The organism is Methanolobus tindarius DSM 2278, from assembly GCF_000504205.1.
Taxonomy (GTDB): Archaea; Halobacteriota; Methanosarcinia; order Methanosarcinales; family Methanosarcinaceae; genus Methanolobus; species Methanolobus tindarius.
In genome coordinates this window covers 1,170,402-1,189,342 of the sequence record NZ_AZAJ01000001.1, presented here as the reverse complement: position 1 = coordinate 1,189,342, position 18,941 = coordinate 1,170,402, and the positions used below count along the sequence as shown (strand labels likewise).

At 41.3% G+C, this 18,941-nt stretch carries 22 protein-coding genes; 7 read left to right on the top strand and 15 right to left on the bottom strand.

All coding sequences use genetic code 11. From position 1 onward, the window contains the following. Positions 1-37 precede the first annotated feature (37 nt). The 7 genes from METTI_RS05800 to METTI_RS05770 all read right to left on the bottom strand — a co-directional run bounded on the left by METTI_RS05800 (position 38) and on the right by METTI_RS05770 (position 6,978). Entirely contained in the window at positions 38-445 is a 408-nt protein-coding gene (locus METTI_RS05800) for a bacteriohemerythrin (RefSeq protein ID WP_023844890.1), read from the bottom strand. A 104-nt stretch (positions 446-549) separates the two neighbouring features. Next, positions 550-3,231 (bottom strand): cation-translocating P-type ATPase, encoded by a 2,682-nt coding sequence (locus METTI_RS05795; RefSeq protein WP_023844889.1) that lies wholly within the window; start codon positions 3,229-3,231, stop codon positions 550-552. A 63-nt stretch (positions 3,232-3,294) separates the two neighbouring features. After that, a complete protein-coding gene (locus METTI_RS05790) occupies positions 3,295-4,152 on the bottom strand; it encodes a PfkB family carbohydrate kinase (RefSeq protein WP_281170054.1) in 858 nt (285 codons plus the stop codon). 88 nt (positions 4,153-4,240) lie between these two features. Further along, complete coding sequence (locus METTI_RS05785) at positions 4,241-4,807, bottom strand: PAS domain-containing protein (RefSeq protein WP_048135199.1); 567 nt, start codon at positions 4,805-4,807, stop codon at positions 4,241-4,243. Positions 4,808-4,940: 133 nt separating this feature from the next. Beyond that, the gene (locus METTI_RS05780; protein ID WP_048135859.1) at positions 4,941-5,216 is read right to left on the bottom strand and encodes a ferredoxin-thioredoxin reductase catalytic domain-containing protein; all 276 of its coding nucleotides are present in this window, start codon (positions 5,214-5,216) and stop codon (positions 4,941-4,943) included. Between the two features lie 44 nt (positions 5,217-5,260). Next, positions 5,261-6,472, bottom strand: coding sequence for an FprA family A-type flavoprotein (locus METTI_RS05775; protein ID WP_023844886.1), 1,212 nt, complete (start codon positions 6,470-6,472; stop codon positions 5,261-5,263). A gap of 17 nt (positions 6,473-6,489) precedes the next feature. After that, positions 6,490-6,978, bottom strand: coding sequence for a ferritin family protein (locus METTI_RS05770; RefSeq protein WP_023844885.1), 489 nt, complete (start codon positions 6,976-6,978; stop codon positions 6,490-6,492). A 273-nt stretch (positions 6,979-7,251) separates the two neighbouring features. Between METTI_RS05770 and METTI_RS05765 the strand changes: the two genes are divergently transcribed. Further along, the gene (locus METTI_RS05765) at positions 7,252-8,355 is read left to right on the top strand and encodes an inositol-3-phosphate synthase (RefSeq protein WP_023844884.1); all 1,104 of its coding nucleotides are present in this window, start codon (positions 7,252-7,254) and stop codon (positions 8,353-8,355) included. A 25-nt stretch (positions 8,356-8,380) separates the two neighbouring features. After that, positions 8,381-9,208 carry a hypothetical protein gene (locus tag METTI_RS05760; protein WP_023844883.1) on the top strand — a complete coding sequence of 276 codons (828 nt, stop codon included), beginning with the start codon at positions 8,381-8,383 and terminating at the stop codon, positions 9,206-9,208. On the opposite strand, the gene afpA is transcribed toward METTI_RS05760, so the two are convergent. The 8 genes from afpA to METTI_RS05720 all read right to left on the bottom strand — a co-directional run bounded on the left by afpA (position 9,205) and on the right by METTI_RS05720 (position 13,769). Further along, positions 9,205-9,750, bottom strand: coding sequence for an archaeoflavoprotein AfpA (gene afpA / locus METTI_RS05755; RefSeq protein ID WP_023844882.1), 546 nt, complete (start codon positions 9,748-9,750; stop codon positions 9,205-9,207). The two genes, METTI_RS05760 and afpA, sit on opposite strands and share 4 nt — an antisense overlap. Before the next feature lie 22 nt (positions 9,751-9,772). Further along, the gene (locus METTI_RS05750) at positions 9,773-10,441 is read right to left on the bottom strand and encodes a ferredoxin--NADP reductase (RefSeq protein ID WP_342665136.1); all 669 of its coding nucleotides are present in this window, start codon (positions 10,439-10,441) and stop codon (positions 9,773-9,775) included. Positions 10,442-10,473: 32 nt separating this feature from the next. After that, positions 10,474-11,103: a flavodoxin family protein gene (locus METTI_RS05745; RefSeq protein WP_023844880.1), complete on the bottom strand. Its 630-nt coding sequence runs from the start codon at positions 11,101-11,103 to the stop codon at positions 10,474-10,476. A gap of 19 nt (positions 11,104-11,122) precedes the next feature. Beyond that, the gene (locus METTI_RS05740; RefSeq protein WP_023844879.1) at positions 11,123-11,314 is read right to left on the bottom strand and encodes a 4Fe-4S dicluster domain-containing protein; all 192 of its coding nucleotides are present in this window, start codon (positions 11,312-11,314) and stop codon (positions 11,123-11,125) included. 15 nt (positions 11,315-11,329) lie between these two features. Continuing rightward, entirely contained in the window at positions 11,330-12,751 is a 1,422-nt protein-coding gene (locus tag METTI_RS05735) for a multiheme c-type cytochrome (RefSeq protein ID WP_023844878.1), read from the bottom strand. Between the two features lie 122 nt (positions 12,752-12,873). Further along, positions 12,874-13,245 carry a carboxymuconolactone decarboxylase family protein gene (locus tag METTI_RS05730; protein WP_023844877.1) on the bottom strand — a complete coding sequence of 124 codons (372 nt, stop codon included), beginning with the start codon at positions 13,243-13,245 and terminating at the stop codon, positions 12,874-12,876. Positions 13,246-13,302: 57 nt separating this feature from the next. Continuing rightward, a complete protein-coding gene (locus METTI_RS05725; protein ID WP_023844876.1) occupies positions 13,303-13,521 on the bottom strand; it encodes a DUF2180 family protein in 219 nt (72 codons plus the stop codon). Positions 13,522-13,529: 8 nt separating this feature from the next. Beyond that, on the bottom strand, positions 13,530-13,769 hold the full coding sequence (locus tag METTI_RS05720) for a DUF2180 family protein (protein WP_023844875.1): 240 nt from the start codon (positions 13,767-13,769) through the stop codon (positions 13,530-13,532). 371 nt (positions 13,770-14,140) lie between these two features. Between METTI_RS05720 and mer the strand changes: the two genes are divergently transcribed. From mer to tsoY, 5 genes are all read left to right on the top strand, one after another. Then, the gene (mer, locus tag METTI_RS05715; RefSeq protein WP_023844874.1) at positions 14,141-15,121 is read left to right on the top strand and encodes a 5,10-methylenetetrahydromethanopterin reductase; all 981 of its coding nucleotides are present in this window, start codon (positions 14,141-14,143) and stop codon (positions 15,119-15,121) included. A gap of 29 nt (positions 15,122-15,150) precedes the next feature. Continuing rightward, positions 15,151-16,179 carry a F420H2 dehydrogenase subunit FpoF gene (gene fpoF / locus METTI_RS05710; RefSeq protein WP_023844873.1) on the top strand — a complete coding sequence of 343 codons (1,029 nt, stop codon included), beginning with the start codon at positions 15,151-15,153 and terminating at the stop codon, positions 16,177-16,179. A gap of 13 nt (positions 16,180-16,192) precedes the next feature. Continuing rightward, a complete protein-coding gene (locus METTI_RS05705) occupies positions 16,193-16,720 on the top strand; it encodes a nicotinamide-nucleotide adenylyltransferase (protein WP_048135196.1) in 528 nt (175 codons plus the stop codon). Between the two features lie 67 nt (positions 16,721-16,787). After that, positions 16,788-17,435, top strand: a complete 648-nt coding sequence (locus METTI_RS16090) for a diacylglycerol/polyprenol kinase family protein (RefSeq protein WP_023844871.1) — start codon at positions 16,788-16,790, stop codon at positions 17,433-17,435. 154 nt (positions 17,436-17,589) lie between these two features. Beyond that, positions 17,590-18,738: a selenoprotein TsoY gene (gene tsoY, locus METTI_RS05695; protein ID WP_023844870.1), complete on the top strand. Its 1,149-nt coding sequence runs from the start codon at positions 17,590-17,592 to the stop codon at positions 18,736-18,738. The last annotated feature ends 203 nt before the right edge of the window (positions 18,739-18,941 follow it).

Below are 18,941 nucleotides of genomic sequence, written 5' to 3'. Positions count from 1 at the left end.
TTTGACTACGGATAAGCAAAAAAAGCTGAAAAAAGGGTTATTTAACACCTTTTTCTATGAAAAGAGCTGCATATTTCTTGTCAGTTCCCTGTATATGGCCAACAAGCCAGTCTTTGAGGAAGTTCAGGATCTCATAACTGATTCCTGCTTTTTCGTTCTCATAATCATTCTTGAAAGCAAGCACTTTGTCCACAAACTTTTCATGTTCCATTTTGTGCTCTTCATAATCCAGATAGCCAAAGCGTTTCATATATTTTTCTTCGGTTGAGAAATGGAATTTTGTATACTCCGCCATCTTATTTATTATTTCCAGAGAAACTTCCCGGCTCTTTGCATTCTTCATTGCGTCATGAAGATCGTTTATCATACCCACGAGAACTTTATGCTGGTCATCAATTTCCTTGATCTGAATACTGTATTTGTCTGACCATGTAATAAGTGCCATAAACTATCACCACTTAGTAATGGTAACTAAAATATAAATACATTATTATATTTAAATAGGCAAAAGATGAATTCCGGAACATTCATCTAAATTCAAACGATTACCTACTTTTCACCTACTGCTGCAGTCACCAGTTTCAGTCCCTCTGCAAAGAGGAATGTCACAAATGCCACAGCCACTGGCATTATCCATTCAGTTGGTGCTAGAGGAATCAACCCGAATGCAACATTCAGCTTTGGGATATACATGACCGACATTGTTGCAAAGAATGTAGCCGTAACCCCGGCTATCATTAAGCGGTTACTGAAGACTCCTATGCTGAATACTGATTTATCAAGTGACCTGAATGCCAGTGGTATGAACAGTATCATACTCACAACTGTAGCAAATGTCAGTGTCCTTGCCATGGTCGTATCAGCTACCGGATCACTCATTTTAAACACAAGATAAGATGCAATTCCCATTACAAATGCAAGTGTAACCACAAGGAACAGATTACGTTTCTTAAGGAAATTATCATTAGGATCTCTTGGAGGCATCGTCATTATTCCGGGGGTTGCCGGATCAAGTCCCAGGGATACGGCAGGCATTATCTCATTGAACATGTTGATGAAAAGTATCTGCAATGCAAGCAGCGGTATAAGATCAAATCCAAGGAAAGTTATTCCTGCCATAATCAGTATAATGAGCATGAAATTCCTTGAGATTAGATAGGTTATGAATTTCTCAATGTTATTGTAAATGGTCCTGCCGCCGCGGACAGCTTCCACAATGGATGCAAAATTATCATCCTGAAGTATCATGACACTGGATTCTTTCGCAACATCAGTTCCTTTAATTCCCATTGCAATGCCAATATCTGCTTTTTTAAGGGCCGGTGCATCGTTCACACCATCTCCTGTCATGGCAACGATATGTCCCTTTTTCTGAAGGGCATTTACGATCCTGAGTTTCTGTTCCGGCATTGTCCTGGCGTAAACGTTTATGTTCTCAACAATAATGTCAAATTCTTCATCGTTGAGTTCTTCAAGTTCATCACCTGTAACCGCACAGTCCTCTGCTATACGACGAAGTTTATCATCTTCATAAACCCCGCAACCATCTTTACCATCAAAGAGGCCAATGTTCCTTCCAATAGCCTTTGCAGTCTCCTGGTTGTCTCCGGTTATCATTATTACCTTAATACCGGCTTTCCGACACATTGCAACGGCTTCTTTTGCCTCGGTTCTGGGAGGGTCTATCATTGCCACAAGACCGAGGAATATCATGTCCTTTTCAAACTCATCGGTGTCATCACCGGCAGTATCTTCCTTGCAGGCAACAGCCAGTACTCTATATGCCGAACTTGCAAATTCCAGATTCTTTTCCAGTATGAGTTCCCTGTCCTTTTCGGTAAGTGGAATGCTTTCTCCGTTCTTCTCAATAGCACTACATTGAGGGAGAACAAATTCAGGAGCACCTTTTGTAAAAGATATAAACCCACTTTCCGTCTTGTGGATAGTTGTCATTATCTTTCTTTCAGAGGTGAACACTATCTCCTCTTTCATCTCATAATCTTTATCCAGTTCATCTTTCCACAGATCAGCTTTTGCAGCAGCCACAGTAAGGGCAATTTCAGTGGGGTCGCCGACAACTTCCCATTTATCCCCTTTCTTTTCAATGGCAGAGTTGTTACAAAGGGTAATTCCCCTGAGAAGCTCAAGTGTAGTTCTGTCGTTAGTTACATCAACCCTGTTTCCACGTTTCAGGAAATCTCCTTTAGGAATGTACCCTGAACCGGTGATATCAACCTCAGTCTCGCTGACAAACAGTTTTTCCACTGTCATCTCATTACGGGTGAGTGTGCCGGTTTTGTCAGTACATATTATTGTGGTTGAACCAAGTGTCTCCACAGCAAGCATTTTTCGGATTATGGCATTGTGTCCAGCCATTTTTTTCATTCCGTATGCAAGGGTTATTGTTAGCGTGAGCGGCAGTCCTTCCGGCACAGCAGCCACAGCCAATGCAAGTGATATAAGGAGCATATCGGCAAACGGTGCTCCAATGTAAATTCCAATTGCAAATGTAATTGCAGAAGCAAGAACAGCGAGGAATGCAAGTGTCAGGGAGAGTTTTGTAATCTTAGCCTGAAGCGGTGTTACTTCGTCCCCGGTCTGGATTAATTTTGCAATTTTCCCTATCTTGGTGTTCATACCGGTTGAAGTTACAAGAGCCTTACATTTTCCATGTACTATTTGAGTTCCGGCAAAAATGTCCTCTTTTTCATTTTTACCAACAGGAACGCTTTCTCCTGTCAGGGAAGATTCATCTATTTTCAGGGCAACCGCTTCAAAGATAAAAGCATCTGCAGGAACTTTATCTCCCGTTTCAAGGACAAGAATGTCTCCGGGAACAACATTGACTGTGAGTATTTTTCTAAGGCGTTTATCTCTAAGCACTGTGGTTTCAGGCTGCACTATGCTTTTCAGGGCTTCCATAGCTTTTTCAGCCCTGTACTCCTGAACAAATCCCAGTATGATGACAACGGCAATAGTGAACATAATAACTGCGAAGTCAATGGTTTCACCAATTGCGAGGGAAATTATGGCCGCAGCAGCAAGCACCCAGACTATCAGGTTAACGAACTGTCCTGCAAAGACTTTAAGTGCCGTTGTTTTCTTCTTTTCAGTAAGTTCGTTCTTTCCGGAACTTACCAGTCTTTCCTGTGCCTCCTGCTCAGAAAGTCCATTTCCAGAACTTTTCATTTCAGTGAATAATTCATCAGGATTTCCATTTTCCTGTCCCACTTGTTTTTCTCCCCTTAAGTCACATAAATAACAAATTATAATCAGTAAATATATTCAGCTCTGTTAGTATATCTTTTTTAGCCTGTCTGCAAATTCAGGTGTTATATAGTTGTCAGCACTCATGCAAACGTGAGATGCAAATTCAATTGCAGTTTCTATAATCTCATCCCACTCAGTTTCAGAAATAGCATAGAGGTCTGTAACTTTCCTTTTGTGCAGCATATATGCGATACCTGCGTTGAAAGTATCTCCTGCCCCAACAGTGCTTACAGTTTCAATTTCAGGGGCAGTGTAGTGTTTAGAATAAGAAGGAGTTTTCAGGTAAACACCATGGGAATTTTCGGTGTAAATAAGAATGTCACATCCTCTTTCACAAACAAAATCATAAGCTTCGTCAGGATTATTGCAATCTCCTATTTTTTTCATATCCTCATTGGAAGCTCTTACTATATCTGCAAATTTTATGTTCTCAGAGATTAGTGGCCTGATATCAGCAAGTGAAGAAGAGAGCGAATCCCTGAAATTAGGATCATAAAACAAGGTTGTGCCATTACTTTTTGCAGTAATGATAATATTTTTAAGTTCTTTTCTGATTTCAGATTTTAAAGCCATAATTGAACCAAATATGAGTATGTCATCCGGTTCAAATTGTGGCATTTCAATATCAAGTCGTTTTTTTGGAAAATCTTCATAGAATTCATATTTTGCATCGTTGCGGTCATTTAGAAATGCAAGAGAAAGAGGCGACTTGCCATTATAAAGAAAAAGATGCTTGGTTGCAACTCCATTTTCACTGAGAAATTCTTTAATTAAACTGCCTACTTTGTCCTGTCCAAACTCGCTTATGAATGATACAGGAATCTTCAGTCTACCCAGGGTGATGGAGCTATTTAGCATAGCTCCGCCGGGACAGGAAGCTATTATGTTTCCTTCCTTAAAGAGGATGTCATAAAAAGTTTCACTGATGGTGTAAACATGGGGTATGGTGTCACCGCCAGATTCCGGAATGTCAATTCCCGGTAATGTCAGTTATTATTCCTATTATGTAGGCTATACTTCCACTTTCATCACGTACGAATGTGGATTTATCCTCAACGGTTTTGACATGTTCCTTTTTAGTCTTTGCTCTGTATTTCTGTGATAGTCCGGCAGCACCTTCAAGTGCATTTTCTTTAAGTTCCAGAACTACTCTGTCAAGGTCATCAGGATGAATAAGTTCCTTGAAGTTCACTTTTCCCGATGTAAAATCTTCTGTTTTGTACCCGAATTCCTCAATTGATGAAGATATAAATTCCACTTTCCCATTTTCCTTGCGTATGAATGCTATTATTCCTGAATTATCAAGAAGCATTTCAAGTGCTTTAACACGAAGCTCCATTATCTCAAGAATGTCTTTTTGCTTCAGGGCACACTCCAGATCAGTGTTCTCCTTTTTTTTCATCTCACCCAGTTTGTCTTCTTTTCTGTCATAACTGCTGTAAGCAGCTTTTCCAAAATTTGTATCATTATTGATAACAACCCCTCCTATTATAGTTTCCAATCCCGTAATGAATTGCTGAATAAGTATCTTGTTCAATAATTTAAGTATTTATTGTCAAGTCAATATAGTTCCCACTAAGCAACAATGACTAAAAAGAAACAAAATAAAACAATGAAAATAATTTCCTGGAGCAAAGTTGCTCCAGTTATGTTAAATAAATATTTGAAATTTATTTAATGTAAAGTCCGCACTTACATGAACCACGGGTTTCAACATCCCTTGTTCTTGCAGCGCATGGGCAGATGATCTTCTTATCCTGCTCCTTATCTCCGGTTCTCTTCTGGCAGAAGCAGTACCATTCACCAAACTCTTTCTTGTTGTTGGAAATGCCTTTTACAGCAGTTGTGATTACATCCCAGTCGGTGTTGAGCTTGTATCCTGTTGTTTCTGCGTTTTTCTTGGACCTTTCATAAAATTCTGCTTCTAGATCATTTTCGAATTTCATAGTAACACTCTCATATGTTGGAATAAACATTCATCTCCATTAATTTAAGAGTTTGCATTGTCTTTTGCAATTTCGGCAAGCTTATATCCGATTTCTCTGCAAGCTTTCTTATCTTCTTCGTAAGGTCTGAACTTAATTTGCATACTTTCCATGGCAAGCTCAAACTTTGCACTTTCCATCATCTTTTCCATTCCTTTGACTGCACCGCCTCCCCACCCGTATGAGCCGAACAGGAAGTACTTCTTTCCTTTAGGATGCAGTCCTGTAAGGTATGTCAAAAATCCGGCATTGGTGAAAAACATTCCATTATTCATAGTAGGTGAACCTATGGCAACCACCGGCGCATCCATGAGTTCCTTCATTGTCATGCTCCAGTCATTCTTTCTCAGGTGCCTCAGGCGCACTTCAACACCTGCAGATCTTGCGCCTTCTACAATTTCCATTGCCATCTTTTCAGTGCTGCCCCACATGGTGTCATAAATAACAAGGACTTTTGGAACAGTTTCACCATGTGCCCATTTCAGGTATTGTGTCATCACCTTTGAAACATTATCTCTCCAGATTATTCCATGTGCAGGAGCTATCATTTCTGGGTGTACTTCCAGTCCTTTGAGCTTCTCAATATATTTGAGAACCTGTCCTCCAAAAGGCAAAAGGATATTAGCGTAGTAGATGCCGGCATCTTCCATTACGTCATCAACTTCATCATCAAAGCGTTTGGATGTAGCGATGTGCTGACCGAATGCATCGTTTGAGAATAGGAGTTTGTCTTCTTTCACATAGGTCTGCATGCTGTCAGGCCAGTGGAGCATTGTTGCTTCAATGAACATCAATGTCCTTTCACCAAGGCTTAACTCATCACCTGTTTTAACAACATTCAGATCCCAGTTATCAAAGCCTTCTTCTTTATAATACTCTGAAAGACCGGTCTGGCCTTTTGATGATGCAAATACTTTTGCATTCGGTGCAAGTTCCAAAACCCTGGAAATGGAACTGGAGTGGTCCATCTCAACGTGGTTTGATATAATGTAATCTATCTTAGAAGGATCGATTATCTGACTGATGCGCTTGATCATCTCTCCGGCAAACGGAGCTTTTACCGTGTCAATGAGTGCAATTTTCTCATCGATTACGAGGTATGAATTATAACTTCCTCCCTTCGGTGTTTCATATCCGTGGAAGTCACGCAGATTCCAGTCAACCACACCTACCCAGTAGATTCCTTTTGCAATTTCAAGTGGCTTGTAATCGTCCATAATTATGCCTCTTTACTTTAAGTCTGCATCCTGAACTGGGTTGCATCATCAAGCAGCTCATCAATTATCATGTAGTGACCTCTTTCAGCTGCGGCAACCTGTTCAAAGAATACCTTTTGTTCTTCGCTTTCTGCCCTTTTGGCAAGCTCCATATAGAAATATTCACTCTTATGCTCAAATCTTAGGGCAGCAAGCAATATTCCTATTTCTTCAAGCTTTTCATCTGAGAATTCTTCGCTGAAGGATGCTTCAAACTTAGGATATGTGAACTCTACTTCAGGGATATTCTTGCTTTCCCTGTACTTCTGGAGATATCCTGCATGCTTTTTTTCTTCGTCTGCAAGGAACACATACAATTTGCTGGCAGTTGCGTTCTTCATTACCGATGCCTTTTCACTGTAATATGCCATTCCCTCTTCCTCAAGTTCTATTGCAAGAGCAATTGCCTCGTCAAGTGACTTAAGGTGGTCAAGCTCCTCTGCAATTTCCTGTAGTATATCTTTCATTTTAGAATCTCCTTTAGGAACTTATTCGCAAAATACAAGTTTGCCGTTCTCTGTCTGAACAAAAATAAAACCCACTGTATCAATTATTATCTGATTCTGGCTTAATATATCTTTCGAGCTTTATTCATTGCAATGGTGAATTTAGCTATGTTTTATGTGATATGGGCGACCATCCCATGTTTAGAAAACTTTTTATTTGTATCAATACATTAATTTGGTTATATTTCATCTGTTATTCATTTTGAACAAAATCACTTTCATAGAGGTAGATGAATGGACAAAATAAAAATCGCAATTGCGGGTATTGGCAATTGTGCAAGTTCCCTTATTCAGGGTATTGAATACTACAAAAACAAGAATGAGGACGATGCAATAGGTTTAATGCACTGGGATATCGGAGGATATAAGCCATCAGATATTGAAGTGGTAGCTGCTTTTGATATAGACAAGAGAAAAGTTGGTAAAGATGTCTCAGAAGCAATTTTTGCACCACCTAACTGTACAGCGGTTTTCTGTCCGGAAATTCCACCTACAGGCGCCATTGTAAAAATGGGTTCAATTCTTGATGGTGTTTCAGAACACATGGTTGACTATAGCGATAACAGGCGCTTCATTCCTTCTGATGAACAGGAATTAACAAAAGAGCAGGTAGTAAAAGAGCTACAGGATTGCGGAGCAGAGATACTGCTGAACTACATGCCTGTTGGTTCTGAGAATGCAACTCGCTTTTATGCAGAATGCGCTCTTGAGGCAGGAGTTGCATTTATCAACAACATGCCTGTTTTCATAGTAAGCAATCCGGAGTGGGCTGCAAAGTTTGAGGAAAAGGGCATTCCTATTATTGGTGACGACATAAAGGCACAACTTGGTGCAACAATCACCCACAGGATGCTTGCAGACCTTTTCCACAAACGTGGTGTAAAACTGGAAAGAACTTACCAGCTCAACACTGGTGGTAACACCGATTTCCTTAATATGCTCAACAGGAACAGACTTGCTTCCAAGAAAGAGTCTAAGACCGAAGCCGTTCAGTCAGTTGTCGGCCAGAGGATGGATGATGACAATATCCATGTAGGTCCAAGCGACTATGTTCCATGGCAGAACGATAACAAGTTATGCTTCCTGAGGATGGAAGGTAAGCTCTTTGGTGATGTTCCGATGAATATCGAGCTTCGCCTTTCAGTTGAAGATTCCCCTAACTCTGCCGGAGTTGTCATTGATGCGGTCCGGTGCTGTAAACTTGCGCTTGACAGGGGCATTGGCGGAATTCTTTACTCACCATCTTCATACTTCATGAAGCATCCGCCAAAGCAGTTCACAGATGATGAGGCACATGCGATGACGGATGCTTTCATCAAAGGTGAGCGCGACAATTGAGTTAAACTGACCTAAGGTAATATTCATGGACTTTGCCGCCACTGGAAAAAAGCGCCGTATATTCGGTGTTGATTTCAGTGGTGCAAAGGATGCAGGTCGCAAGATATGGATAAGTGAAGGCATCTCCAGTGGTGATAAACTCCATATCCAGAGCTGCTATCCTATTTTTGAAATTGTTTCTGATAAAAGTAAGCAACGTGATGCATGTCTTTCAGCTTTACGTGATCAGATATTGTCAGATAACAATGCTGTTTTTGGGATGGACTTCCCTTTTAGTCTTCCCGATAAACTAATGTCCGGGAAAGACTGGTATTCTTTTGTATCTGATTTTCCCGACGAATATGAGTCTGCGGATGCTTTCCGTAAAAAGATGCAGTATATGGGTGGTAAGACTGAACTGAAACGCCTTACTGATGTTGAGGTGAAAGCACCATTCAGCATTTACAATCTCTGGGTATACAAGCAGACTTATTTTGGAATTCGTGATGTTCTGCGTCCTCTTGTTACAGAAGAAAGAGCATGTGCTATTCCCATGCAAACACCTGAATCCGGAAAACCCTGGCTTATGGAGATATGTCCGGCTTCAACTCTGAAAAGTGAAGACCTCTATATTGGATATAAAGGAAGGACAGAAAAGGAAGAGAATAAAAGGGAATACATTCTAAGCAAGTTAATTGAAAACGGTATAATCATCTCAGATGATGTTAAAGAAAAAATAATCAAAAACAAAGATGGAGATGCCCTTGACAGTTTCGTGGCTGCCTATGCCACTTATCGTTCCATCTTAAAAATGAATGATATTATCGGGAAACTTCCCGATATATATCTTCGCGAAGGTTATACTTTCTATTAATCCTTGCTCACGCCAACAATGTCGTAGATGTCATCCGGGCTGTTAATTACAGTTATGTTTTCCATTTGGGCGAGTTTCTTTGTATTGGATACGTCTACTTCACGCATTTTGAGTACCATCTCACGTCCTTCCGGGGAATATGTCGTAACAGTTCCCATTTCCCTGTCAACCGGGAGTATGTAAATTGGTGTACTGCCCTTTGCTGTCTGTGATACGACATTTGTGACAAGAGTGTCCCCTATTCCGCATACGATCTTTGCAACGCTGTTGGAAGTCATCGGAGCAATGATAAGTGCGTCATAGTATCCAACCTGAAGCGGTCCTGCGAGAAATGGCGAATTTGGTCCGCCTTCTGTCTTGAAATTAGGGAAATCCCTCTGTATATCATTCCACATGTGGTACCATTTCATAACGGTCTCTCCTTCCTTTGAAAGAAAAACCATTATCTCAAGATCGGTCTTGTTTTTGATATCCACCATTGTTTCATACGTTTCTTTGATAAGGTCGCCTGAACCTGTGATTCCCCATGCTATCCTTTTCATTATATGTGCCTTCTGTTCTTTTTTAGTATCCTATCAGTGATTCCTTGTTGATCTCACTGTCGGGTATTTTCATAGCCTGAAGTAGTTCCACCATTGCGTCAACCATGGGAGGCGGTCCGCATACGTAGAATGTTCTTTCAGAATAATCCGGTAATTCCCTTAGTATAAGATTCTCACAAATGCGCTCCCTGCATCCTGTCCAGTTTTCTGAGGCTCGTGTGAGGGTATTGAAAACCTTGAGGTTTGGGTTTTGCTTTTGCATTTCCCCAAGTTCTTCTGTGAATATCATGTCCTCTTCGGTTTTGTCACTGCATATCAGCATGATATCCGTATCAAGTTTCATATCAGTGCAGTATTTGCAGATACTGATCATTGGTGTGATTCCAATTCCGCCACTAAGAAGTGCAATCTTATCATGTTCACCCTCAAATGTCAGTTTACCAAATGGACCTTTAATAATTGCTTCGTCTCCCGGAACCATAGCATCAAGCATGTTTGAGAATTCATGCCCGGTGAGCTTTTTTGTAAATTCGATATGATCTTTTTCAGTTGGACTGCTGGAAAGTGTAAATGGTTTACCTATTTTTTTCTCTCCGTTGAACAGCTTGATAATCACATATTGTCCTGCTTTGTAATCAAAGTCATCCGGTCTCTTGAACCTGAAACTTTTTACGTTGTAAGTCCGCTTTATAATCTCTGTAACAGGTTCTTCAAATTCCAGATTTACTCCTCCTTGCGCAGGTCTTTTGTTGCTATGGCCGTTTTTATGAGTTTGTTCATTGTCCTGTGAAGGCTTCTGATGCCTTCTGAATCTTCTGCAGCACCTTCAGCACCTCTGTCCTGTGACCAGAAAGTTCCACCAAGGTTTGATCCGAATGATCCGCCTGCAACGGGTATCATTTCACTGATGACATAGAAATTGAGAATATTTTGTATGGCTGGCTCCTGTCCGCCCATCCGGTCTCCGCCAACGGCTGCAGCAGCGCCAACTTTGTTCATAAATGACTTTGGATTGCGTGCAACAACAGCGCGGCATCTGTCCATAATAGTTTTAGTCTGGGCACTTAAAGTACCCTGGTATACCGGAGTGCCGATAATCCATGCGTCTGCCCAGAGCATTTTATCGTAGAGTTCCACAAGATCATCTTTGTGAATACAGCCTTCTTTCTTGCGTACACAATAGTCACAGTGGATGCAGAATTTCATCTCTTTGCCTCTGGCAGAGAAATATTCAATCTCAACATCATACTTTTCCTGTGCAAATCTGAGAGCTTCATTTACAATATAATCTGTGGACTTCTTCCTGGGGCTTCCTGAGATACCCAGCAGGCGAATGCTTCTGTCTTCTGACATGGTGGCACTCCGTATTTGTTTATTCCAGTGTTATTGCTTCCTGTGGGCAGGCATCAACACAGTTTCCACATTCCACACAGTCGTCAGGACGTGCGATGACAGATTTTGGATTTCCATCCGCATCATCCTGTACTTCAATAACATCTGTTGGGCATGCCTGTGCACAGGCTCCTATTCCTTCACATTTATCTAAATCTACTTCTGGTGGCATTTTTGTATTCCTCCATTATTTTCTCTTTAAGACGTACATCGTAAATCCAAGAACCATTGCAGCAGTAACTACACCGAATCCCGGTGTACTTTCTGATTCTGGTTCGGGCTGGGTTCTTTCATTTGCAGGTGTTGACGGGTCATAAATTATTGCAGACATTTCGTTCATGTCAACAACCGGAACTTCTGTTTCTTCACCCAGAAGATGATCGATCATATCCTGTGGGGCTGACCTGTATTTCAGTGTACTTTCCACTGTAATAGGATAAACAGCATTCTCCGGAAGAACAAACGAGTGATGTTCGGTTACAGTTTCCTTTGGAGCTATTCTATTATCCTCAAGAATGCTTTCGGCAAGCCAGAAACTCTTTGTTTCTTCGCCGTTAGTGTCTCCAAGGACATTGTTGTACAGCATCTTTGCATCGATAATATTTCCGTCCGCATCAAGGCTACCTGCATCATATATGCTCTCACCGTTCGCATCTGTAGCTGTGACTTCAAGCCATATTTCCCTGATTTCAGATACCCCGGTAGGGATCTTATGTCCGGCTCCTGAGTTTGTAATGGCTACATCAATAGTGACTTCATCACCCGCTGATGCAATTTCAGGTGCTGTTAATTCAATTGTTGTGGCTTTTTCCAGTCTTTCAACTGCCATTTCAGCTACGTTTTCAGCACCGAACATTGGTGGTATCAGGGTATTGGCACCTACAATGTCATGTGATGAAATATGATCTCTTTTCGGGGCACTTGAACTGGCACGTCCGGGATTCGCCTTGAACTCAGTTATACCTTCTGTCATATGGCAGTCCTGACATACCACATTTTCTTCGGCATACTGACTTTCTTTCCAGGTGGAATATGTATCATCAATAACAAGTCCGTTCACAGGATTGATCACCTGATGGCACATCCCACAGTATTCTGATTGAGTATAAAGCTCGAGGTATTCAGACTTATGATATGCATCTCTTGAATCATTGAACGGACCCCATTTCGTATCTCCCGGACTCACTGTGAAAGGAGCATTCCCTGTTCCGTTGCTTCCTGATACCACGTGACAGAAATCACACTGCACACCAAGTCTGGCAATATCGGACATTTCAGAACCGTCAATTGGTGGAATTTCACCGCTGACGACTCCTATGGGTGTGTGGCAACGTGAGCAGAACTCATCCAGCTCGCCATCTGTATCTTCGCTTGCTATCTTGACTTCTTCAAGGTAGAATGGGTCCAGATATGCGTTAAAGTGCATTGTTCCTTCCCAGTCAGCGTAAATTATTGCATGGCATTGTCTGCATCTGCTTTCATAGGCAAAGTCGTCTGAGCTGTATTCTCCAGCCTGTGTTGCAGGTGTTGCATTTGCAAAGTTTCCACTAACCAGTAGCAGAATAAAAATTGCAAAAAACAAACTACCTTTTACCAAAATCCCCCTCATGTCCTCTCCTCTAAGTATTCGATTTTCTATTTGGTGCTGAAGCACCGGTTTTTTCAGACCGGTGCAATGAGCAAAATTAATTCAGAGGAAACAAATCCTCTGCTTTGTTTCTCTGTTTATAATTACTTAAGCTGCTTTAGTGCATCTCTGCATGCAGCAACCGCAGGAGCTCCGGATGTGATGAAAATGACATCCATTACTTCCATGATCTCTTCTTTTGTTGCTCCACTCTTAAGTGCACTCTTCATCTGTGATATGACACAGCGCTCACACTGCTTGGATGCAACGATGGCAAGTGCCATGAGTATTTTTGTCTTTGCCGGAAGTGCACCATCTTTGAGAAGCCTGTGGTTACACATATTGTATTTCTGTAAAAACTCAGGCTCAAGTTCTCCAAGTGTTTCTAATATCTGTGGTGTGAATCCCAGCTTGTCGGACATATCATCAATTATTTCTCTGTGTCCGCCGCATCCTTTACCTCTTTCTCCGCACATTTTCTCTTCTCCTTTATTATCTATTGTCTTATAAAATCGGGGATGTTTCCATCCCGATTAATCGAATCCGTCTTCAATTGTCTGGTCAAAACAGTATTTGCAAAGAATCCTTGGCAGTCCCTTTGGCAGTCTCTGTACGTTAGGTGGCTGTCCAACAGTCACGGGAAGTTCAAGTTCTTTGCAGTGATCGCTACAGAGACCCTTTCCGCAGGCAATGCAGACGCATGTTGCTTCTGTATCGTTTCCATCTTCCATGCAGTCATAACATTTCATCATGATATCACCTAGTAGTTCTCCTTCAGGGCTTCATGACATGGTATACAGAGCACTTTCTTCCAGTGCTGTACATCCTTGTAGTCACAGGAAATTCCCATTCCACATTTCAGCTTTATACTGTATTCACCTTCCCATACAGGTGTTTCTTCTCTTACAAGGTGGTCCTTGCAAACTCCTCTCCCGCAGATTATGCAGACAGCAACTGTATCACTGTCTTTTCCATTTTTTGCACATTCAAAGCATTTCATGACGATCACTCTGTCAATAAGTTGTTTGTTCGCAAATCTTTCTATTCGTCATTTCTGCAGATGCGAATATGTAGCATGATATTGGTATATACAGATGTAAGCACCGATATCCCCCCGCAGATATGAATAATAATTCTTCTAACGTTTACCGGATATATCTGTAACGGTAAATACTGGTCCTTTTTTTACCAAGTGTTTCTTTCCTGCAGTACTCTGTATGCTTAGTATTTATGAAAAATTATTTTTACTTACAATTAAATATTGCTTCTACTCTTTTGGTTATTTGTCTATACGATTTGTACGATCAAACCAACAAAGTTTTAAATATGTATGGATACCTGAATAGGAACACACTTTACAGGAGGATTCAAATGACATTTGGAATTGAATTTGTACCAAGCGACCCGGTTTTAAAAATAGCTCACTATGCAAAACTTGCTGAACAGCAGGGCTTTGACAATGTATGGATCACAGACCACTACAACAACCGTGATGTCTATTCTACCTTAACCGTGCTTGCAATGAACACAAACAGTATCAAGCTCGGAACAGGTGTAACAAACCCATACACAAGAAATGCAGCTATCACAGCATCAAGCATCGGTTCACTTAATGAGATCTCAGGCGGCCGTGCAATTCTCGGTCTCGGTCCTGGAGACAAGGCAACCTTTGATGCAATGGGCATCTCATGGGACAAGCCACTCACAACAACAAAGGAAAGCATCGCTGCTATCCGTGGCTTCCTCGCTGGAGAGAAAGTAACCATGGATGGCGACATGATCAAATTCGGCGGCGCAAAGATGGCATTCAAGGCTGGCGATGTACCTATTTACATGGGTGCACAGGGTCCAAAGATGCTCGAGCTCGCAGGAGAGGTATCAGACGGTGTACTTATCAATGCATCACACCCAAAGGACTTCGAAGTAGCTGTTAAGCAGATCGCAGCAGGTGCAAAGAAGGCAGGCCGTGACCCTAAGGAAGTTGACGTAGCAGCATACGCATGCTTCTCAATTGACAAGGATGCAGCAAAGGCAAAGAGCGCAGCACAGATTGTAGTTGCATTTATCGTTGCAGGTTCCCCTGATATGGTACTTGAACGCCATGGAATTGACCCGGCAGCAAAGGCTGACATCGGCGGAGCAATCGCAAAGGGCGACTTCGGCGCACTCATGGGCGGCATGGTCACAGATAGCATGATGGACGCATTCTCTATCTGCGGAACACCAGATGACTGTAAGGCAAGAATCAACGAGCTTCTTGACATCGGTGTAACACAGATTGTTGCTGGTTCCCCAATCGGACCAAACAAAGAGAAGGCTATCAAGCTTATCGGCAAAGAAATCATTGGATAAACAAAAGAAAAGAACGTCGGAGGCAGTTAATGGCCCATCCAAAAATATTAGAGGTCATTGAGCACGACGTCTGCACTTCTTGTGGGGCATGCGTTTCAGCATGTCCTGCAGGTGCTATTGTTATGAACAAGCATGCAGAAGTCCGTGACCCTGATAATTTAGAATACTACGTCAAAGGCGCAGCACCTGATGTATGTGAGCAGTGTCTCACTTGCGGAAGACTCTGTCCTGTTATTGACGGATATGTAGAAGACGAATTTGCAAACGTAAAAGAGTTCTTTGGAGCAAAAAGCACAATACACGGTCAGGATGGCGGTGTAACTTCAATTCTTGCAAAAGCTCTGCTTGAAACCGGTACGGTAGATTGTATTGTTGGTATCGCCAGAGATGGTGCATGGGGTACTGAACTTATTGTTATGACCAAACCGGAAGATGTTGATAGGACAACAGGTACTAAGTACACATACGATTCTGTACTTTCAGCACTCAGAGAACCTTTTGAGAAATACGATAAGATTGGTGTAATTGGCGTACCTTGCCAGGCACACGGCGCACGTCTCCTTTTTGAGAATAACAATGACAAGATCGTTGTGATCCTTGGTCTGTTGTGCATGGAAAGTTTCTACCATGACGTAATGACTGAGAAGATCGTTCCTGAAGTAATGGGACTTAATCTTGAAGACGTTGTTAAGATGGACTTCGGTAAGGGTAAGTTCTGGAACTACACAAAGGACGGCGAAGCTCACAGCGTAAAGATTCCTGAAGTCGCTCACTACGCAAGAAACCCATGCCACAACTGTTGTGACTACACATCAGTATCTGCTGACATATCACTTGGATCTGTTGGTACACCTGATGGCTGGAACTGTGTGCTAATAAGAACTGATGTAGGCAAGAAGATGTTCGAGCTTATCAAAGATAAGGTCGAGATCATGGAAGATCCAAAGCCAGGAATGGATCTTATCAAGAAACTTGCTAAGATGAAACACGATAACAACTCAGGCCACTACCTTGAAGTCTGTGAGAAATTCTCATTCGACGAATGTGGCATTCACTGATGGTTTATCATATATGCACATGAGAAGAGCGTTCTATATCGGACGCTTTCAACCATTTCATCTTGGACACTACTCTTTAATAAAGGATATTGCCCGGGATGCAGATGAAGTAGTAATTGGTATAGGCAGTGCGCAGAAAAGCCACGAGCCTAAGAATCCATTTACTGCAGGTGAACGCGTAATGATGATCAAGCATGCTCTTGAGGATGCTGGTATAAAACATTACGCGATTCCTCTGGAAGACCTGCAAAGAAATGCTGTGTGGGTCTCTCATATTATTTCTATGACACCACCTTTTGATGTGGTCTATTCTAACAATCCACTTGTTGTGCGTCTTTTTCAGGAATCCGGGATTTTAGTGGAACAACCTCCGATGTACCAGAGAGAAGGTTATTCCGGCAGCGAGATTCGAAAAAGGATGTTAAGAGGAGAGGATTGGAAATCCCTTGTGCCTGCTGCGGTTATTGACGTAATAGATGAAATTGATGGCGTGAACAGGCTCAAAAGTGTGTCAAAATCAGATAAAGACTACAGGGATTAGATCCTTACAGTCAATTACTCTTAATTATTTTTAAATATAATTTTCTCCCATTCAGAAAGGAAGCATAATGACACAAAATGGCAGAGTAGATTATGATCTGGGCGGCGACTCCGAAAGGAAACTGGTACATGTGATATCAGGTCTTGCTTACATACCTCTTGTGTATTTCTTCACAGAAATTTCGCTCTATGTTCTGTTTCTCCTGGAGTTTGTATTCTTTATAACGGTTGTTTCACTTGCATTTTTAAGAAAAGCAAAATATCAGCCTGTTTGTGATATGATCCGCCGCTGGGGTCGCAAAAAGGAAAATTATCTTCCCTTAAAAGCAACTTTGCTTATCAATACGGGAATCTTAATCTCATATTTTTTGTTCCCTGTTAATATTGTATGTGCTGCAATTGCAATAACTGCACTTGGGGATGGCATTGCAACTGTGGCAGGGGAAAGGTTCGGCAAGCATAATTTACCTTACTCCGAAAGAAAAACATATGAAGGCACAATGGCAGGGATAATTGCAGCTTTTGCAAGTACGGTTATTTTTGTATCACCTGTCCAGGCACTTTTTGGAAGTGTCGGTGCATTATTCATTGAGAGTGTAATTGGCAGGGATCTCAGGACAGGCTCATCCATAAATTCCTTTATTAATCTGATTAAAAATGATAATCTGGTACTTCCTATTGCTTCGGGTTTTATCATGCTTGCAATGGGGCAATAATCCTGAATATTTTCAGGTTCCAGAGTACTTTCTTTTTTAGCAGGATTTTATCCGCATTCAACAATGCCTATATACTCACTATCATCTTATATAGAATAAATTAAAAATTAACAATTAATTTTAATTTATTAGTTAAGTGTGGGATGATAAAAATATGGATGCTAAGAAATTTACTCCATTGGCATTTCTGGCTTCACTCGGTGCCGGCGGAATCGCAGTAATGCCATTTGTACTGATGCAATATACACTGGATCACGGTGCCGGCCTGATAACAAGGGCACAGTTATGGTCTATGGATTTATCCTCCTATCAGGTACTCTATTATTACCTGCTGGAGTTTGTAATGATATTGTTCACTTTAATTCACTTTGCTCTGACCATAATATTTACAATCAAGCTTGTAAGGTGGATGAAAACCGATAGTTTCTCATCTCTTATTAAAGATCCATTGAGAAATACCGGAATTCTGGCACCTCTAATATCATATATCATGTCCATGAACGTTATGATAGGCCCACTGAGGTATTTTTTGCCAGTACTGTCAGGTAATTTTGCAGCACTCTTCTTCCCGGCAATGATATTCTGGTCACTGTTCTTTATTCTGGTGTTGTTTACTGAGATCAGGCTTCTGGAAATCTCTTTCAAGAATGGATTTGATATCAATAAGATTAATTTCGGCTGGCTGCTGCATCCGTTCCTTTTGGGAATGCTTACAGTTGTTGGGACAGGAATTGCCGCAATGGCAAGCGATAATACAATTGCAAATACCGCAGCTTTCATGTCCCTAATATCCGGTTCAATGGGAATGTTCCTGCTGTTTGTAAAAATGGTTATACTTTTCAAGAGCCATTTCCAATCCCCGGGTCTTCCGGAAAAGCACTTTTTGCCAAGCTTCCTGATAGTTATACCCAACATAACGCTCTATGCAATAAGTGGTTTCAGGCTTGGTCATTTCCTTGAAAGAACATATGGATTTGAACTGGGCGCTTATTTCTATTTTGTAGTCGGACTGGCTTTTGCATTTGAAATCTGGTACATGCTCTTTGGTTTCTCCCTTTTGATAGACTACTTCAGGAATAACCATTTCAAAGAGTTCTATGTGACCCAATGGGGACTCATCTGTCCACTGGTAGCATTTGCAGTTCTTGGTTCATTTGCTCACAGGATTGTGTTTAACAACATTGTTCTTTATGGAATTCTGGTAATGTTTATGCTTCTGACAATTCTGGTATACTTTGAGTTGCTAAGCAAACATATCAAATGCAGTCGCTCCAGCCACACTACATTGAGCTGTGCTGTATGATGTCAGAAAAAACAATTAGTAGATGGATTTTTCAATAAAAACCGGCAAAGCCAGTTTTTTTGAGATTTTCATCTCAGGATTTAAGAATAATTGCTGATTTTTATTATTACAAGCACGCTGTAATGTTATAAGGATCTCCATATCTTGTTTTGTTATTTGTGTATTCATATTTGATGGAAACATTGCACCCGGTTAATGATATA